Below are 25,976 nucleotides of genomic sequence, written 5' to 3'. Positions count from 1 at the left end.
AGTGTAGGCAGCGTGGGCCCAGACTGAGCGGCAGAACAGCCCGCATCGGGAGATTCCGTCCCTGCGATGGAGTGCATCGGGCGCGGAGTCATCCCCGAGGCTGATGCGGCCTTCCCGTGGTGTGACGCCCGGGCCGGGGCTAGCGTGACCAGCGCGGGGGTGGTCGACTCCCGGACAGGAGGCCTCGGATGGACGTCAACGGACGGATCTCGGCACTGCTCGGTCGGGTCTGGTGGATGCCGGTGCTACGCGGTGTGCTGCTGGTGGTGCTCGGCCTGCTCATGTTGGTGGAGCCGCTGCGCACCCTGGACGCGCTGGGCTGGATCTACGGTCTGTTCGCCGTCGCTGACGGGTTGGTCGTGCTGGCGCAGGCATTCCTGGTCCGCGGACGTCCCGGACTGGGTTGGTGGGTGGCCGAGGCTGTCGTGTCGATCGCCTTCGGGGTGCTGATCATGCTGTGGCCCGGGCTGACCGCGCTGGTGCTGTTCTACCTGCTCGCGCTGTGGGCGCTGGTGGTCGGCATCGTGGCGCTGATCGTCGCGGCGACCCAGTTCCGGGCCCGTGACCTGGGCTGGGTGGGCACGCTGATGTTCGGGCTGGTGGCGTTCCTGTTCGGGGCGATGTTGGCGATCCAGCCGCAGGAGTCGTTGACCGTGGTGGTGGCGATGTTCGGGCTGTTCGCGCTGATCAGCGGGATGGTGATGATCGTGGCCGGATTCGTGACCCGGTCCTTCGGGCGGCAGTTGAAGTCGTTCACGGAGAGCGCGGCGTCCTCGGGGTCGATCAGCTGATCCCCAGCGCCGCCAACCATGCTGCCGGGAGCAGCGCGTAGCCGACAAAAGCCACCACATCCAGCAGGGTGTGTGCGACCACCAGCGGCATCACGCGCCGTCGTCGTCGGTAGTACTCGGCGAAGACGATGCCCATCACCACGTTCCCGAGGAACGGTCCGATGCCCTGGTACAGGTGATACGAGCCGCGCAGCAGGGCACTGGCCGCGATGATCGCCACCGGTCCCCAGCGCAGCTCGCGCAGGCGTTCCATCAGGTAGCCGACGACGATCACCTCCTCCAGCAGGGCGTTCTGCAGGGCGGAGAGCAGCAGCACCGGGATGGTCCACCAGGCGCTGTTCAGGGCCGCGGCCTGCACCTCCACCGTGATGCCGATGGCCCGCCCGACTACGTACAGGCCGAGCCCGGGCAGACCGATCAGCGCGGCGAGTCCGACACCGATGCCCAGGTCGCGCAGGGGCCGGGCACGGTCCAGACCGATCCGGCGTAGGGAGCTGCGCCCGTTCTGGGACAGCAGGTACAGCGCGAGGGCGACCGGGACCAGCGCGAAGCCGATGGACAGCAGCTGGTAGGTCAGATCCAGGTACGGGCGGGACGACTGGCTGGTGTTGAGGGCGGTGGACTGCTCGCGCAGGGAGGTGTCGGCGGTGAGGCGGGCGACGATGTTGACCAGGGCGTAGACGCCGGATTTGCCGAGGGACAGGCCGAGGACGATCCAGATCTCGACGCCGAGGCGGCGGCGACGGGCCCGCTCGGAGGGTGGCGGGGCCTGGCCGTCGGTGCGCGGGTCGGGTGTGGCCACGAGGGAGTCGTCGCCGGGTCGCGACCGACCGCCCGGACGGGAAGGGCCGCTCGGGTCGGAGGCGTCGGACCGGGATGCCGGGGCGTCACGCTGGGACACCTGGGCAGAGTACGGCTGGTGCCCGGGAGCCCGCTGGGGGAGGGCTGGGGATTCCGGTGATGGAGGCCGTGCTGGGTGCTCGCTGAGCCGGGAACGCCCCAACCTGGGCCACAGGTTGGGGCCGACTCAGCCCCGGATCGCCTGGGCCGCCGCCGCGACCAGCTCCGGGTCGGTCACCGTGTACCCCGCGTCCCCGCCCCCGCCGGGACCACCGTCCGCGGAGACCGCGCGGCTGGCCGACAGGTGCACCGCGTCCACGCCGAGCTCGGTCAGCGCGGGGATGTCCTGGGGTCGCACCCCACCCCCCGCCATGACCTGCACTCGACCGGCACTGTGCGCGACCAGTGCGGCCAGTCGGTCCACGCCGTCGATGGCGCGGGGTGCACCTCCGGAGGTCAGCACGCGGGTGACCCCGGCGTCGGCCAGCTGGTCGAGGGCGGCCAGCGGGTCGGCGACAGTGTCGATGGCCCGGTGGAAGGTGACGGCGATGTCCTCCGCTGCCTCGACTAGGCGGGTCAGCAGCGGCCGGTCGACCTCGCCGGAGGCGGTGAGCCCGCCGACCACCACGCCGTCCGCACCGGAATCGCGGGCCATCCGGACATCGCGGATCAGCACGTCGGCCTCGTGCTCGCGGTAGTGGAAGTCGCCGGGGCGGGTGCGGATCAGCACGTGCACCTCCGGTGCGGTGTGACCGGTGCCGCGGACGTACGCGCGAGCACCGAGCACGGTGCCGAGCAGTCCGGCGCTGGGGGTGAGCCCACCGGTGGCGGCCAATCCGGCGCAGAGCTCGACGCGGGCGGCACCGGCGTCGGCGGCGATCCGGTAGCCCTCGGTGTCCTGAATGGCGATCTCCAGGGCAGCGGTCACGGCGGTTCCTCCAGCACGGGTCGGCATCGACGGGTCGCCATCATGCCGCACGACGCCCGGGACCTGGTGTGAGATCCCGGGCGTCGTGTGCAGGGCGGTCAGACGCCGGTGCGGTCAGCTGAACCGGCGCAGGCGCAGCGAGTTGGTCACCACCAGCACGGAGGAGAACGCCATCGCGGCCCCGGCGATCATCGGGTTGAGCAGCCCCAGTGCGGCCAGCGGGATCGCGGCCACGTTGTAGGCGAAGGCCCAGAACAGGTTCTGCTTGATGATCCGCAGGGTGCGGCGGGACAGCCGGATCGACTGGGCGGCGGAGCGCAGATCGCCCCGGACCAGGGTCACGTCGGCGGCCTCGATCGCGACATCGGTGCCGGTGCCCATCGCCAGGCCGAGGTCCGCGGTGGCCAGGGCGGCGGCGTCATTCACCCCGTCACCGACCATCGCGACCCGCGCGCCCTGCTTTTGCAGCGCGGCGACCCGATCGACCTTGTCGGCGGGCAGCACCTGGGCGATGACATCGGCGTCGGCGATGCCCACCTCGGCGGCGACCCGGCGGGCGGCACCGGCGTTGTCCCCGGTCAGCAACACCGGTCGCAGCCCGAGCGCCCGTAGCTCGTCCACCGCCTGCGCGGAGGTCGGCTTGAGCGGGTCGCGCAGCACCAGGGCACCCCGGGCAGACCCGTCCCAGGCGACCATGACGGCGGTCGCCCCGTCCTGCTCCGCGGCGGCGAACCGTGCCGCCAGGTCGTCGTCGACGTCGAGGCCTTGTTCGCTCAGCCACTGCGGTCGTCCGACCAGCACGCGGCGGCCGAGGGTGACACCGGTGTGCGGTGCCCGGACCACACCCTCAACGCCGCGGCCCGGGATGTTCCGGAACTCGTGCACATCCAGGTCGCCGGTCTGGGCCGCGCGGGCGATGGCTTGGGCGATCGGGTGCTCGGAGCGGGATTCGACGGCAGCGGCCAACCGCAGCAGTTCCTCGCGATCCTGAGCGGTCAGCACATCGACCAGTTCCATCCGGCCCTGAGTGAGGGTGCCGGTCTTGTCCAGAACCACGGTGTCGACCGTGCGGGTCTGCTCCAAGGTTTCCGGGCCCTTGATCAGGATGCCGAGCTGCGCGCCGCGTCCGGTGCCCACCAACAGTGCGGTCGGGGTGGCCAGGCCCAGGGCGCAGGGGCAGGCGATGATCAGCACCGCCACCGCGGCGGTGAAGGCCGACTGCACCGAGCCGCCGGACAGCAGCCAGACCGCCAGGGTGCCGACTGCCAGTACCAACACGACCGGCACGAAGACCGCGGAGATCCGGTCGGCCAGCCGCTGCACTGGTGCCTTGCCGGTCTGCGCGCGGGTGACCAGGCGACCGATCTGGGCCAGTCGGGTGTCCTCGCCGACCTGGGTCGCGCGGACCACGAGGTGCCCGGAGGTGTTGATGGTCGCACCGGTCACCTCATCGCCGGGAGAGACGTCCACTGGCACCGGCTCACCGGTGAGCAGGCTGGTGTCCACCGCGCTGGTGCCCTCGACCACGGTGCCGTCGGTGGCGATCTTCTCGCCCGGGCGGACCGCGAACTCGTCTCCGACGGACAGCTGCCCGATCGGCACCCGGCGCTCGCTGCGGCGACCGTCCGGACCGGTCACCAGCAGGGCGACATCCTTCGCGCCCAGATCCAGCAGGGCGCGCAGCGCATCACCGGCCCGACGACGGGAACGGTGCTCCGCATAGCGCCCGGCCAGCAGGAAGGTGGTGACCACCGCCGCCACCTCAAAGTACAGCTCCGGCATCCCGGTGTGCTGGTCGGCGGCGGGCCACAGGGTCGGGGTCATCGTCATCCCGAGCTCACCCGCGCCACCGAGCAGCAGCGCCCACAGCGACCAGCCCACCGCGGCGATGATCCCGATGGAGACCAGAGTGTCCATCGTCGACGAGCCGTGCCGCGCGGCGCGGAAGGCGGCCCGGTGGAACGGCCACGCCGCCCAGGTCGCCACCGGCAGGGCGAGCACCGTGACCAGCCACTGCCAGCCGGTGAACTGCAACGCCGGGATCATGCTGAGCAGCACCACCGGGACGGTCAGGACGGTCGCCACCCGCAGGCGTCGGCGCAGATCGGTGCCGCGCTGGTCGGTGGGGGCGGAGGTGTCCTCGTCCGGGTCCATGTCGTGCCCGGGGGCCATGGTGTGACCGGAGAGCGCGTGCTCCACCGGGTCCATGCCGGGCATGTCGTGGTCCATCGCGGTCATGCCGTGACTGCCCGCATGACCACCGTGCTCATGCCCCGCGTGCTGCTGGGTTGTGGCTGTCGGTGTGGGTGCGCCGCTGCCGGTGCCGCCGGTGACCGTCGCCTCGTAGCCCGCCTTGCGGACCGCCTCGACCAGCGCCTCGGTGTCTGGCGTGACGCCGTCGACGGGACGCAGCTCGACGTGGGCCGACTCCAGGGCCAGGTTCACGGTGGCCTGCGCGCCGGGCACCCGGTTCAGGCGCTTCTCCACCCGGGCGACGCAGGAGGCGCAGGTCATCCCCTCGACGGCCAGGTCGACGGTGCCGAGCGGCTTGTCCTCGGTCACACCAACGATCCCTTCGGTGTCACGGCGTAGCCCGCCTCGTCGACGGCCTCGGCGATGGCGGCGTCGTCCAGCGGGGCGGTGGAGGTGACGGTCACCGGCGAGGAACCGCCCGCGACCAGGTCGATCCGGACGTCCTGCACGCCGGGGAGCGCGGTGAGCTCCTCGGTCACGTGCTTCACGCAGTTGCCGCAGGTCATGCCGTCGACGGAGAAGGTGGTGGTGGTCATGGTGGGTTCCTCTCGGGGGTTCAACTGCGGACCAGCCGGGCGATGGCCTCGGCGGCTTCCTTGACCTTGGCGTCGCCCTCCTCGGGGGACTGCCGCGCGGCGTCGACCACGCAGTGCCCGAGGTGGTCCTCGACCAGGTTGATGCTCACCGACTGCAAGGCCTTGGTCACTGCGGCGATCTGGGTCAGGACGTCGATGCAGTACACGTCCTCATCGATCATGCGGGCGATGCCGCGGACCTGCCCCTCGATGCGACGCATGCGGTTGGCGTAGTCGTCCTTGGCGGGGGTGTAGCCGTGCACGGGGGCCTCCTGGGTGTCGGTGCGACGTGGTCAACGCTATACCCCCCGGGGGTATTCCATTGCTCCGTTCGGGCGACCGAAAACCCCGAAATGGGACAGAAGGCAGTGAACCGGCATCCACGGTGTTCCCGCTGGTCAAGACTGTGCGGACTCATCCACGCACGTCAGCAGGGGGAAACTGTGTCCGCGCCCACCACCGCCAGTCCGTATCTGACACCCGGACCGCCGCCGCAGCAGTCCGCACCGTCACCGTCGCCGCGCCGATCGCTGTGGACGCGGCTGTTTGGCGAGCCCGGGGAGCGCCGTCGCCCGGTCATCCTGCTGATCGTCGGACTGGTGGTGGGCCTGGTGATCGGCACGGCGGGAGACAACTCCGCTGCTCAGGCCGAGGACCAGCGGCTCGCCGAGTGGGAGAGCACGCTCACCGCCCGGGAGGCCGACGTCTCCGAGCGCGAAGAGGCGCTGGAAGAGCAGGAGACCGGTCTGGACACCCGCACCGAGGACGTGGCGTCACGGGAGACGGCGGTGCAGGCCCGGGAGACTGCTGTGGCCGAGTCGGAGACCGCCATCGCTGCTCGGGAGGCCGATGTCGCCGCCCGTGAGGCCGCAGCCAGTACGACCACCGTCGACACCCCCGCCGCCCCGGCTGCCCCAGACACCAGCGCGAACACTGGCGGGGGCAGCACGTACTACGCCAACTGCGCCGCGGCCCGGGCCGCCGGTGCTGCGCCGGTTCTCCGGGGTGAGCCGGGGTACCGCTCCGCGCTGGACCGGGATGGGGACGGCGTCGGCTGCGAGTGACACCGGTCGATGCCACGACGGCCCGACCCCTCGGTGGAGGGATCGGGCCGTCGTCGTCCGGGGCGAGCGGTCAGCGCAGCGCCCGCCACTCCTCCCGCCGCCGCTCCTGCTCCACCGGGTCCGGCACCGGCAATGAGGCCAGCAGCCGCCGGGTGTAGTCCTGCTGCGGGTCACCGAGCACCTGCGCCCCGGTGCCCTCCTCCACCAGTCGCCCCCGGTGCAGCACGGCGATCCGGTCGGCGAGCAGGTCGACCACGGCCAGGTCGTGGCTGATGAACAGGCAGGCGAAGCCCAACTGCTCCTGCAACTGTGCGAAGAGTTCCAGCACCCGGGCCTGCACGGACACGTCCAGGGCGCTGGTGGGCTCGTCGGCGATCAGCAGCTCCGGGTCCAGGGCGATGGCCCGGGCCAGGGAGGCACGCTGCCGCTGACCGCCGGAGAGTTCGTGCGGGAATCGGTCGCCGTAGGCCGGGGGCAGCTGGACGGATTCGAGCAGCTCGTCCACCCGGGCGCGGGCCTCCTCGGCGGAGCGGGCCTTGCCGTGCACCACCAGCGGTTCGGCCACGCACTGGGCGATGGTGAGCAGCGGGTTGAAGCTGGTGGCCGGGTCCTGGAACACGAAGCCGATCCGGCGGCGCACCGGGCGGAAGTCGCGCTCGCGGACGCCGTTCATCTCGGTGCCGAGCACGCTGAGCGAGCCCCCGGTGACGGTGGTCAGTCCGGCGATGGCCCGACCGATGGTGGTCTTGCCAGAACCGGACTCACCGACCAGGCCCAGCACCTCACCGGGTCGGATCGCCAGATCGACCCCGTCGACGGCGCGGAACCCGGGGCGGCGGAACCGTCCGGGGTAGGTGATCTCCAGGCCGCGCGCCTCGACCACGGGCGGGGCGGACTCCCAGCCCTCCGGACGGGCGGCGGCGCGGGCCCGGGCGTGCGCGGTGCCGGTGCCGATCCGGGGGACCGCATCGAGTAGTCGACGGGTGTACTCGTGCGCCGGGGCGGAGAACAGCTGCCGCACCGGGGCCTGCTCGACGATCTGCCCGGCATACATCACCGCCACCCGGTCGGCCAGATCCGCGACGACGCCCATGTTGTGGGTGATCAGCACGATGGCGGTGCCGAACTCGTCCCGGCAGCGGCGCAGCAGGTCGAGGATCTCGGCCTGCACGGTGACATCCAGGGCGGTGGTGGGCTCATCGGCGACGATCACGCCGGGGTCGAGCACCAGGGCCTGGGCGATCACGATCCGCTGCTTCTGACCGCCGGAGAACTCGTGCGGGTACTGGTCGATCCGGTGTTCCGGGTCGGGGATGCCCACTCGGCGCAGGATGTCGATGGCGGCGGCGCGAGCGGCCTTGCGGCTGAGCTTCCGGTGCGCGCGCAGGCCCTCGATGATCTGCCAGCCGACGGTGTACACCGGGTTGAGTGCGGTGGACGGTTCCTGGAAGACCATCGCGACATCCCGGCCCCGGACCTGGCGCAGCGCATTGCCGCGCAGGCTGACCACGTTATGTGCGGTGCTGCCGTCCTTGCTGGTCAGCACCACGGCACCGCGGACGGTAGCGGTGCCGCTCAGCAGGCCGAGGATCGACTTGGAGGTGACGGTCTTGCCGGAGCCGGACTCACCGACCACGGCCACCACCTCCCCGGCGGCGACGTTCAGGCTGACGTCGTCCACGGCGGTGACTGTGCCGGCGTCGGTGGCGAAGGAGACGGAGAGGTTCTCGATCCGGACAACCGGGGCGCTCATCGGGCGCCTCCTTCCAGGTCGCGGGCCTCGTCGACGCCATCCGGGTCGGCGAGGTGGGCGGTCAGGGCTCCGCCGGGGACCGCAGCGGTCGGTGCGGTGTCGTCCTGTGCGGTGAGCACCGCCCGGCGACGGGTGCGCAGTCGGGGATCGGCCAGGTCATTGAGTGACTCACCCACCAGGGTCATGCCGAGCACCACCAGCACGATGGCCACTCCCGGGAAGGTCGCGGTCCACCACACGCCGGAGCTGACATCGGAGATCGCCTTGTTGAGGTCGTAGCCCCACTCGGCGGCGGCGGTGGCCTCGATGCCGAAGCCGAGGAAGCCGAGGCCGGCCAGGGTGAGGATCGCCTCGGAGGCGTTCAGGGTGATGATCAACGGCAGGGTGCGGGTGGCGTTGCGCAGCACGTGCCGGAACATGATCCGGCGGTGTCCGGCGCCGATCACCCGCGCCGACTCGACAAAGGCCTCGGCCTTGATCCGCACCGTCTCGGCCCGGACCACCCGGAAGTACTGCGGGGTGAAGACCACAGTGATGGACAGCGCCGCCGCGAGGACACCGCCGATCATCGACGACTGCCCCCCGCTGATCACGATGGCCAGCACGATGGCCAACAGCAGGGAGGGGAAGGCGTAGACCGCGTCGGCGATCACCACCAGCACCCGGTCCAGCCAACCGCCGAAGTAGCCGGAGATCAGGCCGAGCAGCACCCCGATGAACAGCGAGGCGACGATGGCGATCACGATCACCAGCAGCGCGGTGCGTGAGCCCCAGATCACCCGGGACAGCACGTCGTAGCCGCCGACTGTGGTGCCGAGCAGGTGCTCCGACGACGGGGGCTGGGTGGCACCGAACAGTCCGGTGTCCGGGCTGCGGAGCTGGCCGTAGCCGTAGGGGGCCAGCAGCGGGGCGAACAGCGCGGTGAGCAGGAACAGGCCGGTCAGGATCAGACCGGTGATGAGCATGCCGCGTTGCAGGCCGACGCTCTGCCGCAGTTGGTGGAGAACGGGAATGTGGCGCATCAGTACCTCACTCGCGGGTCGATCAACGCGGCGATCACATCGACCACGAAGTTGGTGAAGGCCACGATCACGGCCAGCATCACGACGATCCCCTGCACCGCCACGAAGTCGCGCGCTTGCAGGTACTGGGAGAGCTGGAACCCGAGTCCGCGCCACTCGAAGGTGGTCTCGGTCAGCACCGCGCCGACCAGCAGCATCGCCACCTGCATCCCGACCACGGTGATGATCGGGATCAGCGCCGGACGGTAGGCGTGCTTGCGCAGCAGCCGGGACTCCGAGACTCCGCGGGACCGGGCGGCCTCCACGTAGCCGGAGCCGAGCGTGCCGATCACATTGGTGCGGACCAGGCGCAGGAACACCCCGGCGGTCAGCAGGCCGAGGGCGATGGCGGGCAGGATCGCGTGCTGCAACACATCGGCGATGACGTCACCGTTGCCGGTCCGGATCGCGTCGATCAGGAAGATGCCGGTCGGGTTGTCCAGTCGTCGCATGGCGAGCTCGGAGCGGTTGGACGCACGCCCGGCGACCGGCAGCCAGTCCAGCTGCACGGAGAAGATCAGCTTGAGCAGCAGTCCGGCAAAGAACACCGGCGTGGCGTAGCAGGCGATGGCGAAGACCCGCAGCACCGCATCGGGCACCCGGTCGCGGAAGTACGCGGCGACCAGGCCGAGCGGGATGCCGACGATGAAGGCCACGATCAGCGCGTAGAACGCCAGCTCCAGGGTGGCGGCGCCGAAGGTGGTCAGCACCTCGGTGACCGGTCGGCTGTCGGACAGTGTGGTACCGAAGTCCCCGCGCAGCAGGTCGCCGAGGTACTCGATGTACTGGGTGAGGATCGGCCGGTCGTAACCCGCGGCGTGGATCCGCTCGGCGAGCTGGTCGGCGGGCAGTCGGCCGCCCTGGGCCGCGGTGATCGGGTCACCGGTGGCCCGCATCAGGATGAACACCGTCGTCACCAGGATGAAGACGGTAGGGATGATCAACAGGAACCGGATCAGGATGTAGCGACCCAGTCCGCCGCCGGAACGCTTCTTCACGCCCGGGGTGGGGGAATCGACCGTCGTGGGGTCGAGGGTGGTGGACGTCATGGCACTCCTGACAGACGCCCGGGGCGGACCGCATCAGGTGCGGTCCGCCCCGGAACCAGTGGATCAGCTGCGGCTCAGTGCGCCGTAGCGGAACTTGAAGGAGGCGTCGAGGGTGTCCTCCGCGCCGGCGATGTCGGTGCCGGTCACGGCCACCTGCGCCCCCTGCAGGTAGGGCACGGTCGACAGGTCCTCAGCGACCAGCCCCTGGATCTGCTCGATCAGGGCAGTGCGCTCGTCGGCGTCTGCGGTGACGGCCTGCTGCAGGATCAGGTCGTTGACCTCCTGGTTGTCGTAGTGGTTGCCCAGGAAGTTCTCGGTCAGGAAGAACGGCGTCAGGTAGTTGTCCGCGTCCGAGTAGTCCGGGAACCAGCCGAGCTGGTACGACGGGTAGACGTCGGAGGTGCGGTCCTTGGCGTACTGCACCCACTCGGTGGTCTGCAGGTTGACCGTGAACAGGCCGCTGGACTCCAACTGGTCCTTGATCAGCGCGTACTCCTCACCGGAGGACGGGCCGTAGTGGTCGTTGGAGTACTGGAGGTTCAGCGCCACGGGGGTCTCGACCCCGGCGTCGGCCAGCGCTGCGGTGGCCTTATCGACATCGGGACCGCCCTCGCCGTCGCCGTACAGCTCCTTCAGCGGCTCGGCGGCGCCGGTCAGGCCCTCCGGGACGTAGGAGTACAGCGGGGTGTAGGTGTCCTTGTAGACCTGCGAGGCGATCTCCTCACGGTCGATCAGGTCGGCCACCGCCTGCCGGACCGCCAGCGCCTTGGCCGGGTCGGCCTCCGGGGTGGTGCCACCGAAGGGCTGGGTGTCGAAGTTGAAGACGATGTACCGGATCTCACCGCCGGGACCGTCGACCACCTGCACGTCGTCATTGCCCCGCAGGTCCTCGATGTCGGTGGCGGACAGCGAGCGGAACGCCACGTCGACGTTGCCCTCCTGGATGTCCAGCTTCAGGTTCGAGGCGTCGGTGAAGTACTGCACGTCCACCGCGTCGTTCTTGGGGGCACCGAGCAGGCCCTGGTAGTCGGGGTTGGCCGCGTAGCTGATCAGGTCGTTCTGGCTGTAGTCGGTGATCGTGTACGGCCCGGCGAAGGCCTCACCGTCCACGATCTCCTGGTCGGGGGTCAGCGCGTCGGCGGCGAAGACGTCCTCGTCGACAATCGGACCGGCCGGGCTGGACAGGATCTGCGGGAAGACCTGGTCGTTCTCGGTCTTGAGGTGGAAGACGACGGTGGTGTCGTCCGGGGCATCCACGCTGTCCAGGTTGTAGAGCAACGAGCCGGGGCCGTTGCCGCCGTCCGCGCCGGAGGCGAAGATCGCCAGCTGCCGGTCGAAGGTGAACTTCACGTCCGAGCTGGTCAGGTCGTTCCCGTTGGCGAAGGTCAGACCGTCCTTCAGGGTCACCGTGTACTCGGTGGGGCTGGTGAACTCGGCCGACTCGGCGATGTCCGGCTCGACGTCCGGGCTGCCGTAGGGGGTGTTCATCAGGAAGGGGTAGACCTGGTTCATCACCGCGAAGGACCCGTTGTCGTAGGAGCCCGCCGGATCGATGGTGGTGATCTTGTCGGTGGTGCCGATCAGGATCGAGTCACCACCGCCCCCACCGCCGCCGGTGGAGTCGCCGCCGCTGTCGTCCGACGAGCCGCAGGCGGCCAGGAGCAGGCCGGTCGCAACCAGTCCCGCAGTCGGCACGAGCAACCGTCGGCGTGTGTGAACCGCTGTCATGGTGTTCCTCTTCCGTGTCGAATCCCCTGAACCGTCGCCTCCGCAGCCTGACGACGTGTGGTGCGCGCCACCGGCGAAGGCCTGTGACGTGGGGCACAGGAAAGCACAGCAATCGCCCGATGGGTACATCCCACTGTTAACGGGATGTTTCGTGACAATCTTCGTGCAGGTCAGCTCGGTGACACCGTGTCTGCATGGCGGGCGATCACGGCGCCAGCAGGTACGCGTTCGGTCCCGCCGCCGAGGTGCCGAAGGCCAACCACGCGGTCCGCCCCGCAGGTACCGACCCGATACGCAGTGCCGTCACACCCAGCTCCCCGGCATCCAGCGTCACCACCGGCCTGGGTGCGGGGCTGGTGACATCCGCCTGGACGTTCACCTGTGCGGAGACGGCATTCGGCAGGTTCGCCAGCAGGGTTTGGAGCGTCGTCTGTGCGGTGTTCACGGCGGCGACGATCTGCCCCTGCGGCGGCACCGGTGCGGTGGTGGAGGTGCCGTAGATCGTGCTGGTCAACGCATTCGCCACCGCTGCCTTGAGATCGGCCTGCCCACCGGCGGAGTTCAGCGAGTTCCTGACCGAGGTGCAGGCGCTGGCGGTCAGGATGCCGCACGAGTTGTTGACGCCCACCGACACCCCGACCGTGCCCGCGGCCTGGGCGCGCAACTGGTTCAGGGTGCCGGTGTAGGTGATCACGGTGGGTTCGGAGAGCAGCAGCCCGAGCAGCGAGATGGTGGTGTTGACCGTGATCGTGGCGACGCTGGTGTTCAGTGCGGTAGAGATCGCGTTCAACACGGAGGTCTGATACGCCGGGAGCAGGCTGCCCACCGCGGTCGAGGCAGCGGACATGACGGCCGCGGTCAGCGCCTCGGTATTCGGCGGCAGGCCGTTCACCCCGGTGGTGGCATTGGTCAGTGCGGCCAGATCGACGGTCATCCGCCCGGTGGCCAAATTGAGCTGCACCGCACCGGAGGTCAGGGTCTGCGTGGTCAGCGCGGCGACGGCGGCGGGCACATTCACCGCCACACTGAGCGACATCGATCCGGTGGAGGCACCGGGGGTGAGCAGATTGAGCAGCTCCTGCCGGGTCCGGAACACGGTGTTGACATTGGTCGCCGTGGTGGATGCCACCGCCCCGGTGCTGGTCAACGAATTCTGGATCGCCGTCGCCGCCGCGGTGGTCTGGGTCGACGCCGCGCGCAGACTGGTGCTCTCCGCCTCCAGCCGCAGCCCGGAGACCCCGTAGGCGCGGGCGGTGGTGTTGCGGGAGATGCAGGCGTCCCGGGTGGTGGTGGACGCCACGGTGCCGGGGATCAGGCGCAGCCCGCCGGTGACGTCGGTCGCGGCGGCCGACCCCAGGGCGGTGGTCAGCAGGGTCGGGGTCACCAGTGCCCGCACGTCCACGGTGGCCAGATCGGGCAGCCCGGACCCGGCGGCCTGGGTGGCGGCGTTCAGCACCCCGGCGTTCGACACCGCGCCGGAGCCACCCACCACCAGGCCGGTGCTGGCCGCGCTGCCGTACTGGTTGTTCTGCGCGGCGGTCACGCTGCCGAAGCTGACGCTGGACTCCAGCGTGCTGGTGGTCGATTGCAGAGCGCTCGCCGCCACCGGGGCCACATAGGTGTTCGCGCCGGACGAGGTGGCCGACGCGGGGGTGGCGGAGACCGACGTTCCGGTCTGGGTGACCCGCAGCGGTGTCACGGCGGACACCGACCCGGTCGACCCCGCACCGACCGTCCCCGCGAACAGCTGCCCGCGCGCGGTCGTGCGGTACAGCCCGGTGTCGCACCAGGTGGCGCGGGTGCCCAGCGTGCTGGACACGTACTCGCGGTCGGTCCACGCGGCGTCGGTGAGCTGGGCGCGCAGCGGGCCGGTGTGCAGGGCGAGTCCGGCGACCAGCACGGTGAGGAGGCTGAGGGCGGTGATCCGGCGTCGACGGCGAGTGGGGTCGAGTCGGGCGTGACGGGGCCGGGCCCGGGTGGGCTCCGGGCGGGTCACGAGTCCACCGCCCGGTGTAGGCGACGGTCGCGGCGCTCGCGGACCGAGCTGAGCAGGAGCGAGCCGATCAGCAGGGCCAGCGCCGCCCAGGTCGCCGGGCGCAGATCCGCGCCGGTGATCGCCAACCCACCCGGTTCGGCGGTGTCGGTCCCGCCCGGCTCCGCTCCGACCACCGGACCGGCCCCGCCGTGGTCAGGGTCGTCCGGCCCGGGGTCCTCGCCACCCTGCGGCGGCACCTCGCCACCCTCATCGATGATCACCGAGTCCCCGAAGGCGTCGAACCGCAGCCCGAGGTACATGTCCTGCCCCTGCGCACTGTCCGGCAGATCGTCGGCGACTTGCAGGCGCACCGCGACCTGTTGCGGCCGCTCGGTGGTCAGCGCGCCCACCGACGCGCGGTCCACCAACACGACGCCCTGATCCGCCGGGGCCGGGATGTCCCGCGCGCCATCGGGGCAGTCGCCATCGGCCGCCCAGCCTCCGTCGCACAGCCGCAGCGTCAACCGGATCGCGTCGTCCAACTCCACCAGCGGTCCACCGGCGACCAGGCTCACCCATAGCCAACCCCGGGCCGCATCCGCATCCTCCGGCGGTCGCGCGCTGGAGGTCACCCGCCAGAGCAGGTCCGTGCCCGGCTCCAGCGTCCAGTCCTCTCCGGTGGGCAGCGAGGAGGACAACGCCAGCACCCCGTCGTCCTCGAGGTAGCCACCAGGTGGCGGGGTGGTGGTCACCGGTTCGGGCACCTCGACCGCCTGAGCCACCGGGGTCGACGGGCCCCACAGCAGACCACCCGCGACGATCAGCACCCCGGCCACCGGCGCCGGGCTCCGCCGCGACCGACCCCGGTCCCCGCTGCTCGACGGCCACAGCGCCCACAGGATCAGCCCGGCCACCAGCACGGTCACCCCACCCAACACCAGGGGATCGTCCAGGCGGACCAGCGCGAAGCCGATCCCGGGCGCATGGGCCACCACGCGGCGCACCTCACTCACGTCATAGGGAAAGGGGTCCTCGGCGTCGTTGGCGTCACCGCGCAGGTGCAGCCGGACCTGGCCGTCGGACAGCGGCTCGGTGGAGATCACCCGGTGGGTCACCGGCAATGGCCCGAGCGGGGAGGGCACCGTCACCACATCCCCGACCCGAACCTCCTGGGCCGGAACCTCGCGCACCAGCGCCGCCGACCCGGTGGGGATGGTCGGGCTCATCGACCCGGTCCGGAACACGATCACCCCGAGGTCCAGGGTGACCACCAGCACGATGACCACGCCGCAGACCGCACCGAAGACCGCCGCGACGGTCAGCAGCACCTCGCGGGTCAGATCGGCGACGCGGCGCCAGCCCCGGCCCGGTGTCGCGGGTGCGCTGTGCGAACCGGACACCGGTCGATCAGGAGCTGGTCGCCACGAAGTTCCACACCGGCGTCACGGTCTGACCCTGCAACGCGGTGGCGGTGGCCGTCGACGGCATCGTGATCTGGAAGCAGACATCCACCGGCGTGCCTCCGGTGGTGGTGTTCGGTGCCGCGCCGATCGGGAACGACGCCGTGCCGTTGGCGGTCAGCGGCTGCCCGGCAGCGACGATGGTCGTCCCCGCCCCGATGCCCGCCGCGTTGCAGTTGGCCTGCGTGACGCCGGTGCGGACCTGGTACGTCAGCGCGGCGAACAGCGCGGCGTTGGTGTTCGGCCCGGCGACCGCGCCGTTCAGCACCGCGGTGCCACCGATGGACCCCGGCGCGGCGCGCAGCTGCATCGGCGCGTAGACCACCGCACCCGGGGTCAAGGAGGCGGCGGCCACGGTGAAGTTCAGCTTCCCGGCGGTGGCGTCGGTGGGCCAGTTCTCCCGGTTCTGCCAGCTCTGCCCGTCGTAGACGTTCTGCTCGATCTCAAAGACCGAGGTCCCGATCGGGGTCTCGTTGTTGGTCCCACCGAAGATCCACTCGGTGTCGGTCCAGGCCGCCAGCGTGACGGCGGCACCGATGCCCAGCACGCCCACGGCGGCCAGGATCGCGCGGAGCCGACCCGGCGAGCGACGACGACGGTCGCGGGTATCGACGGTGGACGAATCGTGTGCGGTCATGCCAAGCCCCCTGGTCATCCAGACGGATGCCCCCTGCGCCCGTCCGATACCCGAGGCGGCCGCACCGCCGCCCCGGGCCAACGCCACAGAGCCCCCTGCTCGCTGTGACGCGCAGTCAGCATCGGTCATGACGTCTCGTTGTGCAAATGCACAAAGCGGGGCGATCGGTTTGGACGGCGTGTCCAGGCGTGTCGTCGGGAAGCGCTTTCATCACGTGAGACGAAGGGCCACCCCGCGGATCGGCGGGGTGGCCCTCAGTCGGACATCGGAAGGCGGTGCTTCAGACCGGCGCGCTCGCCCCCGCCGCCGCCCGCGCCGCCCGCGGCAGGGCGTCCAGCACCCGGTCCAGCGCCACGTCGTCATGCGCCGCAGACAGGAACCACGCCTCGAATGCGGACGGTGCCGCGTACACCCCGTCGGCGAGCAGGCTGTGGAAGAACGCCGGGTACCGCCAGGACTCCGACGCCAGCATCCCGGCGTAGTCCCGCACGCCGTCGGTGACGCCGAACACGGTGGAGAACAGGTTCCCGGCGTCCTGCACGGTGTGCGCGACCCCGGCGGCGTCCAGTGCCTCATGCAGCGCGTTCTGGACGGTGGCGGAGGCGGCGTTGACCCGGGCGTAGACCTCGGCGTCGGCGGCGCGCAGAGTCGCCAGTCCGGCGGCGGTGGCCACCGGGTTCCCGGAGAGCGTGCCCGCCTGGTAGACGGGGCCGACCGGTGCCAGGTGATCCATGATCGCGGCCGATCCGCCGAGCCCGGCCACCGGGAGTCCGCCACCGATCACCTTGCCGAAGGTGAGGATGTCCGGGCTCCAGCCCTCGGGCTGCGCCTCCAAGCCCCACCAGCCCGCGGGGCCGACCCGGAACCCGGTCAGCACCTCGTCCTGGATCAGCAGGGCGCCGTGCGCGTGCGCGATCCGGGCCAGTCCGGCATTGAAGCCCGCATCCGGGGGGACGACACCCATGTTGGCGGGGGCGGCCTCGGTGATGATCGCGGCGATGGTCGGACCGTGTTCGGCGAAGGCGGCCTCGACAGCGGCCAGGTCGTTGTATGGCAGCACGATGGTCTCGGCGGCGACCGCGGCGGTCACCCCCGCGGAGCCGGGCAGGGCGAGGGTGGCGACGCCGGAGCCCGCAGCGGCGAGCAGCGAGTCGACGTGCCCGTGGTAGCACCCGGCGAATTTGATGATCCGCTCCCGACCGGTGACACCACGGGCCAGTCGGATGGCGGTCATGGTGGCCTCGGTGCCGGTGGAGACCAGGCGCAGCCGCTCGACAGCGGGCACCCGGCGACGGACCTCCTCGGCCAGCTCGATCTCGGTGCGGGTCGGAGCACCGAAGCTCAGACCACGGTCGGCGGCGGCGTGCACGGCGTCCAGCACCGCCGGGTGGGCGTGGCCGAGCAGCGCTGGACCCCAGGACCCGACCAGGTCGACGTACTCGCGGCCGTCCTCGTCGGTGACATAGGCACCCTTCGCGGAGGTCAGGAACCGGGGTGCGCCGCCGACCGAACCGTAGGCGCGCACCGGGGAGTTCACCCCACCGGGCACGACCCCCTGCGCCCGTGCGAACAGCTCCTCGTTCATGCCGGTCATCGCCACTCCTCCCGCAGCCAGTGGGCGAGCTCGACCGCCCAGTAGGTGAGCACCTGGTCCGCACCGGCCCGGCGGATGCCGAGCACCGACTCGGTGATCGCCCGTCGCCGGTCGATCCAGCCATTGGCCGCGGCGGCTTCGATCATCGCGTACTCGCCGGACACCTGGTACGCCGCCACCGGCACCGTCGAGACCGCGGCGACCTCGGCCAGCACATCCAGGTACGGGCCGGCGGGCTTGACCATCACGACATCCGCGCCCTCGGCGATGTCCAGCTCGACCTCGCGCAGTGCCTCACGCCGGTTCGCCGGGTCCATCTGGTAGGTCCGGCGGTCGCCCTCCAGCGTCGACTCCACCGCGTCCCGGAACGGTCCGTAGAACGCGGAGGCGAACTTGGCGGAGTAGGCCAGGATGCCGACGTCGGTACGTCCAGCGGTGTCCAGGGTGTCCCGGATGACCGCGACCTGGCCGTCCATCATGCCGCTGGGTGCCACCATGTGGGCCCCCGCCTCGGCCTGGACCAGCGCCATGTCGGCGTAGCGGATCAGGCTGGCGTCGTTGTCCACTGTGCCGTCCGCGGCCAGCACACCGCAGTGTCCGTGGTCGGTGAACTCGTCCAAGCAGAGGTCCGCCTGGATCACCAGCGCGTCACCGACCTCGGCGCGGGCGTCGGCGATGGCCTGGTTCAGGATGCCGTTCGGGTCGGTGGCACCGGTGCCCACCGCATCCCGCACCGCTGGGACACCGAACAGGTTGATCGCGCTGATCCCGGCTGCGGCCGCCTCCACCACCGCCTGCTTCAGCGAGTCGCGGGTGTGCTGCATGACGCCGGGCATGGAGGCGATGGGGGCGGGCTCGGACAGCCCTTCCTTCACGAACAGCGGCAGGATCAGGTCCGCCGGGTGCAGCCGGGTCTCGGCGACCGAGCGGCGCATCGCCGGGGTGGCGCGAATCCGACGGGGCCGGACCCGGCCGGGGCGTTCGATGGTCATGGTGTTCCTCCCTCAGAGGGCGTCGATCAGTGCGGTGACCAGGCCACTGGGTGACTGTTCCGTGGCGATGGCGGTCACCGGCAGGCCGACCCGGGTGGCCTCGGCAGCGGTGGAGTCGCCGATGCAGACGATCCGGGTGTCGGCCGCGGGTGCGCCGAGCAGGTCGACCAGGTTGCGGGCGGTGCTGCCCGAGGTGAGCAGCACGGCGTCGAATCCACCGTCCGCCCAGGTGGTGCGGGTCTCCGGCTCGGGCATCGGACCCGGCACGGTGCGGTAGGTCGTCACCACGTCCACCGCCCAGCCGTGCCCGCGCAGTCCCTCAGCCAGGGTGTCCGCCGCCAGGTCGCCCAGCGGCAGCAGCACCCGGCGCGGCTCGGGCTGGGAGTCGACCGGGGGCCACACCCGCAGCAGGGTCCGCGCCGACGACTGCCCGGTGGGCACGACGTCCACGCGCACCCCGGCGGAGCGCAGTGCCCGGGCGGTGGTGCCTCCGACCGCGGCGACCCGCACCGCGGACAGCAGCTCGGGCAGATCCAGTCCGGTCTCCTCCGCGCGGTCGGCCAGCACCGGCACGGCGGCGGCGCTGGTGATCCCGACCCAGCCGTAGTACCCGGCCTGGACAGCCAGCAGGGTGTCGTCCAGCTCGGTCGGGTCCTCCGGCGGCACGGTCTGGATCAGCGGCACCACCTGCGGGGTGGCACCCGCAGCGAGCAGGGCGATCAGCAACGGGTCCGGGCCTTCGGTGGCGCGGGGCACCAGCACGCGCAGCCCGGTGAGCGGTCCCTGCGGGGCGGGGACCAGGCCGGTGTCGAGGGTCATGCGCCCAACTCCGCGAGCTCGGCGGCCCCGTCGGCCAGCAGCCGGTCTGCCAGGCGCTCGCCCAGGGCGGTGGCCTCGGCGGTGTCAGTGACGACGTCGCCGGTGAGTCGGACGCGGCCCGACTCCCGCAGCTGCGCGGTGCCGTCGGTGCGCAGGACGACGGTGTCCAGCTCCAACTGGCGCGCAGTTCCGTCGTCGACCGAGGCCGTGCCCGGTCCGCCGTCGACCACCTGAGCGTGCGCACCCACCGGCGCGGCACACCCGGCCTCCAACCGGGCCAACAGCGCCCGCTCCGCCAGCGCCGCCAGCCGCGCAGCCGGGTCGTCCAGTGCTGCCAGCGCCCGGGCCAGCGGGGTGTCCGAGCCGAGCACCTCGGCCCGCACCTCCACCGCCAGTGCGCCCTGCGCCGGGGCGGGGACCATCACATCCATCGGCAGCGCCTCGCTGATCGCGTCCAGTCGTCCCAGTCGGGACAGTCCGGCGCGGGCCAGCACCACGGCGTCCAGATCGGCGGCCTCGCCCAGCGCCCTGGCCAACCGGGTGTCGACATTCCCGCGGATGTCGACCACCCGCAGGTCCGGTCGGGCGGCGAGCAGCTGCGCGGCGCGACGCGGGGAGCCGGTGCCGACGCTCGCCCCCTCCGGCAGGGTGGCCAGGGTCAGACCGTCCCGGGCACACAGCGCATCGCGCGGGTCCTCGCGCGGCGGCACGGCGGCGATCACCAGGCCGTCAGCGGCGGCGGTGGGCAGGTCCTTGAAGGAGTGCACCGCGACATCGCAGCGGTCGCCCAGCAGGGCGTCACGCAGCGCGGTGACGAACACTCCGGTGCCGCCCAGGCTGGTCAGCGACCCGGTGAGGCGATCTCCGTCGGTGCGGATGCGCACCAGCTCATGCGGCCCGGCACCCAACCGGGTCAGGGCGTCCGCCACATGGCCGGTCTGGGTGAGGGCGAGCTGGGACGCACGGGTTCCGACCCGGAGCGAGGGGGGCATGACGCCAGTCTCGGTCACCGGCTGCTCCTTGTCGAAGCCGCTGCCGGGCCCGGGTCGGGCAGCTCGGTGAGGTCCGCGGCGGCCTGTCGGGCATCCGGGATCACCGACGCCAGACCGTTCCCGGCCACCCAGGCACCGGCCACTGCCAGACCCGGCACCTGCACCACGGCGGCCCGGACTCGGCGCACGGTCTCCCGGTGTGCGGCGCTGGGCACCGGCAGCCCTTGACGCCAGGTCACCCGGGCCGAGGCGCGCAGCGCGGAGCGGTCCAGCGGCACGCCGAGGATCGCGCTCGCGTCGCGCAGCGCCAGATCGGTCAGGCCGTCCAGGTCGGCAGGGACCGCGGGGGCACCCTCACCGGCGCGGCCGTAGGACAGTCGCACCACATGCCGTCCCGGCCCGGCGGCGCGCGCCAGCCAGCCCCACTTGGCGGTGGCATGGGTCAGGGCCTTGGCCTGGATACCGGGCACGTCCTTGGCGACCAGCACGCCGGTTCCGCGCGGGTGATCGTCCAGCTCCGGGGCGTTCAGCACCAGGGTGGCCAGCACGATGTCCGCCCCGGGGTCGGTGTGCAGCCCGGCCAGCTCCGGTGCCACGTCGGTCAGCAGGTCGGTGGCAGCGGGGGTGGCCACCACCAGACGCGGTGCGGTCAACGTGCCCGCGGCGGTCTGCACCCGGAACCGTGCGGCACCGGCGGCCCGCCGCACCCCGGTCACTGTGGACTCGCAGCGCAGCTCGCCGCCGTTGAGGCGCAGATCCTCGGCCAGGGCGTCGACCAGCACATGCAGCCCACCCGCCAGGCTGTTCACCGCGGACCCGGCGGGGGCATTCGCCCGCAGTGCGCGGACAGCCGCACTCAGCGCGCCCTCGGTGCGGACGGCGGCGACCAGTCCGGGGGCGACCGCATCGGCGGCGATCGAGTCCGGCTCGGCGGCATGCACCCCGGCGACCACCGGCCGCACCAGACGGTCCAGCACCCGACGCCCCATCCGGGCGCGCACCAGGTCGCCCAGCGTGGTCACCTCACCCGCGGGCCGCAGACCGTGACGTGCGGGCAGCACCCGGTCCATCGCGGCGCGCAGCGACCCGGCCCAGCCTAGAGTGCGGCGTACGTCGGCGGCGAAGGGATGTGCCGGGATGCCCAACAGCCCGGTGCGGGGCAGCGGACCGGCGCCCCGGGGCAGTCGCACCCAGGCCCCGTAGGGCTCCGGGTGGACGACGCGGCCGGTCAGCCCGAGTTCACCGGCCAGATCCGCCACCACACCGCCGCGGGTGGCGAAGGACTCCGCCCCGGCGTCCAGCATCAGCCCGTCGACCTCATGGCGACCCACCAGCCCGCCCGGGCTCCGCCAGCCCTCCAGCACCACGGTGCGCAGTCCGCTCTGCGCCAGATCACGGGCGGCGACCAGTCCGGCCACCCCGCCCCCGACCACGATCGCGTCCCAGTCATCGGCGGTCTGCGTCATCTGCGTGCTCCCTCTCGTGCCATGCACCCCGCGTCGTCATCGTCGAGGAGCCCGGGCCACTCTCCCGCGTCGGTGCGCCGGTCGGGAGGGACCCAGGGCCTGTCAGTCCTCGATGCTGTGGATCAGCGAGACGACCCGGGTGAGGACATCCGGATCGGTGGTGGGCGGCACCCCGTGGCCCAGGTTCACCACGTGACCCGGGGCGACCGCGCCGCGGGCGACGACATCGCGGACGTGCGCCTCCAGCACCGGCCACGGTGCGGCCAGCAGCGCGGGGTCGATGTTGCCCTGCACCGGCACCCGACCATCCAGCCGGCGGACCGCCTCGTCCAGCGCGATCCGGTCGTCCACCCCGACCACGTCGGCACCGACATCGCGCATCGCGGCCAGCAGCTCACCGGTCCCGGTGCCGAAGTGCACCCGCGGCACCCCCAGGTCGGCGACGTGGCTCAGTGTCCGGTGCGAGGCCGGAGCCACCGAGCGCAGGTAGTTGTCCAGCGACAGCGACCCGGCCCAGGAGTCGAAGAGCTGCACCGCACTCGCCCCGGCCAGCACCTGTGCCCGCAGGAACCGGCCCGCGACATCCGCCGCCCACGCGGTCAGCCGGGCCCAGGTCTGCGGGTCACCGTGCATCAGCGCGCGCGCCGCCAGGTGATCGCGGGAGGGTCGGCCCTCGACCAGGTACGCCGCCAACGTGAACGGTGCCCCAGCGAACCCGATCAGCGGGGTCGACCCCAGCTCGGCGACCGTGAGTCGCACCGCCTCGGTGATTGGTGCCAGGGCGTCCTCGTCCAGGGACTCCGCGGGGTGTTCGGTCACCAGCCGGTCCACCTCGGCGGCGGTGCGGTGGGCGGTGCCGAACACCGGGCCGACCCCGGGTTCGATCCGCACGTCCACCCCGGCCAGCTTCAACGGCACCACGATGTCGGAGAAGAAGATCCCGGCGTCGACGTCGTGTCGGCGCACCGGTTGCAGGGTGATCTCCGCGGCCAGCGGCGGGGTCAGGCAGGCCTCCAGCATCGCGGTGCCAGCGCGGGACTCCCGGTACTCCGGCAGTGAGCGCCCGGCCTGACGCATGAACCAGACCGGACGACGACGCGGCGTGCGCGCGCGGTAGGCGTCGATCAGGGGGGAGGTGGCGGTCCGGCCGTCAACCAGCGGATGGGTCGAGGGCAGCCCGGTCCCGTCGGGGAGGCTGGGCAGGGGACGTGACGGAGTCGACAGCGCGGAGATTGGTCCGGTCCTTTCCTGGAGTGATTCAATCGTAGCCGTGGTGCTGCTCTCCCTGGCGGCGAGCCATCACGACCTCGATCTGTCCGTGCTGGAGCGGCTGTCCGCTGACGCGCATGCGGTGGGTCGGGACGTCGTGAGTGGACTCGCGCCCATCTCCGGTGCAGTGGTCCTGGCGACCTGCAACCGGTTCGAGCTGTACCTGGATGTCGACGACACCGCCGATCCGGAGGTGGTCGACGGGGCTGCTGCCGCTGCCACCCGGGTGGTCGCCGAGCGCTCCGGATATCCCACCGAGCGGGTCGCCGAGGTGCTCAGCCCGGTCGCCGGGACCGCAGTGGCCGAGCACCTGTTCTCCGTCGCCTCCGGGCTGGAGTCCATGGTGGTGGGGGAGCGGGAGATCGCCGGGCAGGTGCGTCGCGCGCTGACCTCCGCCCGCCGGGACGGCACCACCACCTCCGCACTGGAAGGGCTGTTCCAGGCCGCGTCGCGCACCTCCCGCACGGTGGGCTCGCAGACCGGACTCGGTGCGGCGGGACGCTCCGTGGTCGGGGTGGCGCTCGATCTGGTCGAGCCCACGCTGCCGGACTGGTCCACGGTGCGCTGCCTGCTGATCGGCACCGGCTCCTACGCTGGGGCCAGCCTCGCGGCGGTCAAGGCCCGGGGCTGCACCGACATCACCGTCTACTCCGCCAGCGGCCGGGCCGGGCAGTTCGCCGCCGACCGCGGGGTGGATGCCGCCACCAGTGACCTGGCCGGGGCGCTGGCCGGGATTGATCTGGTGGTCGCCTGTTCCGGTGCGGCTGGGTCGCTGCTGGACGCCGACACCGTGCGCCGGGCCACCGCCGGTCCGCTAGCCGTGGTCGACCTGGCGTTGCAGCACGATGTCGACCCGGAGGTCGGCACCCTGCCCGGTGTGACCCTGGTCGGTCTGGCCACCGTTGCGGAGCACGCCCCGGAGGGCACCTCGGACACCGTGGTGGCCGCCCGTCGGATCGTCGCCCAGGAGGTCCGGACCTTCGAGGCGGATCTGCGCACCCGGGACTGGGACCCGCCGGTGGTGGCCGAGCGTCGCCGGGTGATGGGCGAGTTGGCCACGGTCAGCGCCGCCCTGTCCCCAGGGTCCGCCCGGGCGCTGCGTCGCCGGGTCCGCACTGCCCTGCACAAGCCCACCGTCCGGGCCCGCACCGCCGCCCGGGTCGGGGACACCGCGACCTACGCCGCCGGGTTGGCGGAGTTGGCGGCGATCGACGTGCCGTCCCTGGTCAGCGGGGCGGGCGCGGGGGCAGCGGTTCTGGGCTGAGCCCGACCGCGTTCAGCGCTCCAGTCGACCGACCAGCTCCGCCGCCAGCCCGGTGTAGCTCCCCGGGGTCAGCTCGGCCAGCCGGGCTGCGACCTCCTCCGGCAACCCCAGTCCGGCGATGAACTCCCGCATGTCCGCCGCGGTGAGTCGACGACCCCGGGTCAGCTCCTTGAGCCGCTCGTAGGGGTTCTCCATCCCGGTCACCCCGGCCACCGCGGCGGCGCGCATGGCGGACTGCACCGGCTCGCCGAGCACCTCCCAGTTCTGGTCCAGCTCGGCGGCCAGCAGCTCGTGGTTCACCGACAGCGCCGCCAGTCCGCGCCGCACGTTGTCCACCGCGAGCAGTGAGTGCCCGAAGGCCGGGCCGATGTTCCGCTGGGTGGTGGAGTCGGTGAGGTCACGCTGCAACCGGCTGGTGACCAGCGTCGCGGACAGGGTGTCCAACAGCGCGCAGGACAGCTCCAGGTTGGCCTCGGCGTTCTCGAACCGGATCGGGTTCACCTTGTGCGGCATGGTCGACGATCCGGTCGCACCGGCCACCGGGATCTGCACGAACACCCCGCGGGAGATGTAGGTCCACACGTCAGTGGCCAGGTTGTGCAGCACTCGGTTGAACCGGGCGATGTCTGCGTAGAGCTCGGCCTGCCAGTCGTGCGACTCGATCTGGGTGGTCAGCGGGTTCCAGGTCAGGCCCAGGTGCTCCACGAACGTCCGGGACACCTCCGGCCAGTCCGCGCCCGGCACCGCGACCACATGCGCGCCGTAGGTGCCGGTCGCCCCGTTGAGCTTGCCCAGGTATTCGGCGTGCTCGATCCGGCGCAGCTGCCGACCCAGCCGGTGGGCCAGCACCGCCAGCTCCTTGCCGAGGGTGGTCGGGGTGGCGGGCTGGCCGTGGGTGAGCGCCAGCATCGGCACCTCAGCGTGCTCGCGGGCCAGCTCGGCCACCTGGTCGACCAGGGCGCTGGCGGCAGGCAGCCACACCTGACGGACCGCGCCCTGCACCATCAGCGCGTAGGACAGGTTGTTGATGTCCTCGCTGGTGCAGCAGAAGTGCACCAGCTCGCCGAGGGCGGGCAGTGCGGTGCCCTCCGCTGCGACCAGTCGCCGCTTGAGGAAGTACTCCACTGCCTTCACGTCGTGCACGGTGGTGCGCTCGATCTCGGCCAGCTCGGCGATCTCCGCTGCCCCGAAGTCCGTGACCACCGCGCGTAGGTAGGCCCGCTCGTCGTCGCTGAGCACGGGGGCACCGGGCACCACCTGGTGCGTGGTCAGGTGGATCAGCCACTCGACCTCGACGTGGATCCGCTCCCGGTTCAGCGCCCCCTCGGACAGGTGGTCGACCAGCGGGGCGACGGTGGGGCGGTACCGGCCGTCCAGCGGGCCGAGGGCAAGGGCCGGGGTGACCGACGCGAGGCTGACGCGGGGCGCGGGGGACTCCTGTGGCATGCCCGCATCCTTCCACGACC

22 protein-coding genes are annotated in these 25,976 nt (G+C 71.8%); 3 read left to right on the top strand and 19 right to left on the bottom strand.

Annotated elements, in window-relative coordinates; all coding sequences use genetic code 11:
* Positions 1–188 precede the first annotated feature (188 nt).
* Entirely contained in the window at positions 189–791 is a 603-nt protein-coding gene (locus tag AB0N78_RS13160) for a DUF308 domain-containing protein (protein WP_363390905.1), read from the top strand.
* Here the strand turns inward: AB0N78_RS13160 and AB0N78_RS13155 are convergent.
* The 5 genes from AB0N78_RS13155 to AB0N78_RS13135 all read right to left on the bottom strand — a co-directional run bounded on the left by AB0N78_RS13155 (position 784) and on the right by AB0N78_RS13135 (position 5,650).
* Positions 784–1,593 (bottom strand): CPBP family intramembrane glutamic endopeptidase, encoded by an 810-nt coding sequence (locus AB0N78_RS13155; protein WP_363390902.1) that lies wholly within the window; start codon positions 1,591–1,593, stop codon positions 784–786. The two genes, AB0N78_RS13160 and AB0N78_RS13155, sit on opposite strands and share 8 nt — an antisense overlap.
* A 225-nt stretch (positions 1,594–1,818) precedes the next feature.
* Positions 1,819–2,559 carry a copper homeostasis protein CutC gene (locus tag AB0N78_RS13150; RefSeq protein ID WP_363390899.1) on the bottom strand — a complete coding sequence of 247 codons (741 nt, stop codon included), beginning with the start codon at positions 2,557–2,559 and terminating at the stop codon, positions 1,819–1,821.
* Between the two features lie 114 nt (positions 2,560–2,673).
* Positions 2,674–5,121: a heavy metal translocating P-type ATPase gene (locus tag AB0N78_RS13145; RefSeq protein ID WP_363390896.1), complete on the bottom strand. Its 2,448-nt coding sequence runs from the start codon at positions 5,119–5,121 to the stop codon at positions 2,674–2,676.
* Entirely contained in the window at positions 5,118–5,348 is a 231-nt protein-coding gene (locus tag AB0N78_RS13140; RefSeq protein ID WP_363390893.1) for a heavy-metal-associated domain-containing protein, read from the bottom strand. The genes AB0N78_RS13145 and AB0N78_RS13140 overlap by 4 nt, the downstream gene beginning before the upstream one ends.
* A gap of 20 nt (positions 5,349–5,368) precedes the next feature.
* Positions 5,369–5,650 (bottom strand): metal-sensitive transcriptional regulator, encoded by a 282-nt coding sequence (locus AB0N78_RS13135; protein ID WP_363390890.1) that lies wholly within the window; start codon positions 5,648–5,650, stop codon positions 5,369–5,371.
* 180 nt (positions 5,651–5,830) lie between these two features.
* Between AB0N78_RS13135 and AB0N78_RS13130 the strand changes: the two genes are divergently transcribed.
* Entirely contained in the window at positions 5,831–6,451 is a 621-nt protein-coding gene (locus tag AB0N78_RS13130) for an excalibur calcium-binding domain-containing protein (protein ID WP_363390887.1), read from the top strand.
* A gap of 70 nt (positions 6,452–6,521) precedes the next feature.
* On the opposite strand, the gene AB0N78_RS13125 is transcribed toward AB0N78_RS13130, so the two are convergent.
* The 13 genes from AB0N78_RS13125 to hemE all read right to left on the bottom strand — a co-directional run bounded on the left by AB0N78_RS13125 (position 6,522) and on the right by hemE (position 23,180).
* Positions 6,522–8,204: an ABC transporter ATP-binding protein gene (locus AB0N78_RS13125; RefSeq protein WP_363390884.1), complete on the bottom strand. Its 1,683-nt coding sequence runs from the start codon at positions 8,202–8,204 to the stop codon at positions 6,522–6,524.
* The gene (locus AB0N78_RS13120; RefSeq protein WP_363390881.1) at positions 8,201–9,226 is read right to left on the bottom strand and encodes an ABC transporter permease; all 1,026 of its coding nucleotides are present in this window, start codon (positions 9,224–9,226) and stop codon (positions 8,201–8,203) included. The genes AB0N78_RS13125 and AB0N78_RS13120 overlap by 4 nt, the downstream gene beginning before the upstream one ends.
* Positions 9,226–10,314 (bottom strand): ABC transporter permease, encoded by a 1,089-nt coding sequence (locus AB0N78_RS13115; protein ID WP_363390879.1) that lies wholly within the window; start codon positions 10,312–10,314, stop codon positions 9,226–9,228. The genes AB0N78_RS13120 and AB0N78_RS13115 overlap by 1 nt, the downstream gene beginning before the upstream one ends.
* A gap of 63 nt (positions 10,315–10,377) precedes the next feature.
* A complete protein-coding gene (locus AB0N78_RS13110) occupies positions 10,378–12,042 on the bottom strand; it encodes an ABC transporter substrate-binding protein (RefSeq protein WP_363390876.1) in 1,665 nt (554 codons plus the stop codon).
* A 205-nt stretch (positions 12,043–12,247) separates the two neighbouring features.
* Positions 12,248–14,038 carry a choice-of-anchor G family protein gene (locus AB0N78_RS13105; protein ID WP_363390873.1) on the bottom strand — a complete coding sequence of 597 codons (1,791 nt, stop codon included), beginning with the start codon at positions 14,036–14,038 and terminating at the stop codon, positions 12,248–12,250.
* Entirely contained in the window at positions 14,035–15,417 is a 1,383-nt protein-coding gene (locus AB0N78_RS13100) for a signal peptidase I (RefSeq protein WP_363390870.1), read from the bottom strand. Before AB0N78_RS13100 ends, AB0N78_RS13105 begins: the two co-directional genes overlap by 4 nt.
* A gap of 7 nt (positions 15,418–15,424) precedes the next feature.
* Positions 15,425–16,114 (bottom strand): SipW-dependent-type signal peptide-containing protein, encoded by a 690-nt coding sequence (locus AB0N78_RS13095; RefSeq protein WP_363390867.1) that lies wholly within the window; start codon positions 16,112–16,114, stop codon positions 15,425–15,427.
* A 280-nt stretch (positions 16,115–16,394) separates the two neighbouring features.
* Complete coding sequence (hemL, locus tag AB0N78_RS13090) at positions 16,395–17,708, bottom strand: glutamate-1-semialdehyde 2,1-aminomutase (RefSeq protein WP_363390865.1); 1,314 nt, start codon at positions 17,706–17,708, stop codon at positions 16,395–16,397.
* On the bottom strand, positions 17,705–18,700 hold the full coding sequence (hemB, locus tag AB0N78_RS13085; protein ID WP_363390862.1) for a porphobilinogen synthase: 996 nt from the start codon (positions 18,698–18,700) through the stop codon (positions 17,705–17,707). The genes hemL and hemB overlap by 4 nt, the downstream gene beginning before the upstream one ends.
* Positions 18,701–18,712: 12 nt before the next feature.
* The gene (locus tag AB0N78_RS13080) at positions 18,713–19,519 is read right to left on the bottom strand and encodes a uroporphyrinogen-III synthase (RefSeq protein ID WP_363390859.1); all 807 of its coding nucleotides are present in this window, start codon (positions 19,517–19,519) and stop codon (positions 18,713–18,715) included.
* Positions 19,516–20,511, bottom strand: coding sequence for a hydroxymethylbilane synthase (gene hemC / locus AB0N78_RS13075; RefSeq protein WP_363390856.1), 996 nt, complete (start codon positions 20,509–20,511; stop codon positions 19,516–19,518). Before hemC ends, AB0N78_RS13080 begins: the two co-directional genes overlap by 4 nt.
* Before the next feature lie 14 nt (positions 20,512–20,525).
* Positions 20,526–21,977: an FAD-dependent oxidoreductase gene (locus tag AB0N78_RS13070; protein ID WP_363390853.1), complete on the bottom strand. Its 1,452-nt coding sequence runs from the start codon at positions 21,975–21,977 to the stop codon at positions 20,526–20,528.
* 102 nt (positions 21,978–22,079) lie between these two features.
* Positions 22,080–23,180 (bottom strand): uroporphyrinogen decarboxylase, encoded by a 1,101-nt coding sequence (hemE, locus tag AB0N78_RS13065; RefSeq protein ID WP_363391479.1) that lies wholly within the window; start codon positions 23,178–23,180, stop codon positions 22,080–22,082.
* A 67-nt stretch (positions 23,181–23,247) separates the two neighbouring features.
* Between hemE and AB0N78_RS13060 the strand changes: the two genes are divergently transcribed.
* Positions 23,248–24,510, top strand: a complete 1,263-nt coding sequence (locus AB0N78_RS13060) for a glutamyl-tRNA reductase (protein ID WP_363390850.1) — start codon at positions 23,248–23,250, stop codon at positions 24,508–24,510.
* Positions 24,511–24,522: 12 nt separating this feature from the next.
* Here AB0N78_RS13060 and purB read toward each other — a convergent pair whose 3' ends face one another.
* A complete protein-coding gene (gene purB / locus AB0N78_RS13055) occupies positions 24,523–25,956 on the bottom strand; it encodes an adenylosuccinate lyase (RefSeq protein WP_363390847.1) in 1,434 nt (477 codons plus the stop codon).
* Positions 25,957–25,976: the final 20 nt, after the last annotated feature.

This window comes from Cellulomonas sp. NPDC089187, assembly GCF_040685135.1.
In the GTDB taxonomy this organism is placed as follows: domain Bacteria; phylum Actinomycetota; class Actinomycetes; order Actinomycetales; family Cellulomonadaceae; genus Cellulomonas.
Note: the sequence above shows the minus strand (reverse complement) of the source record. Positions and strands in the feature narration are given on the sequence as shown.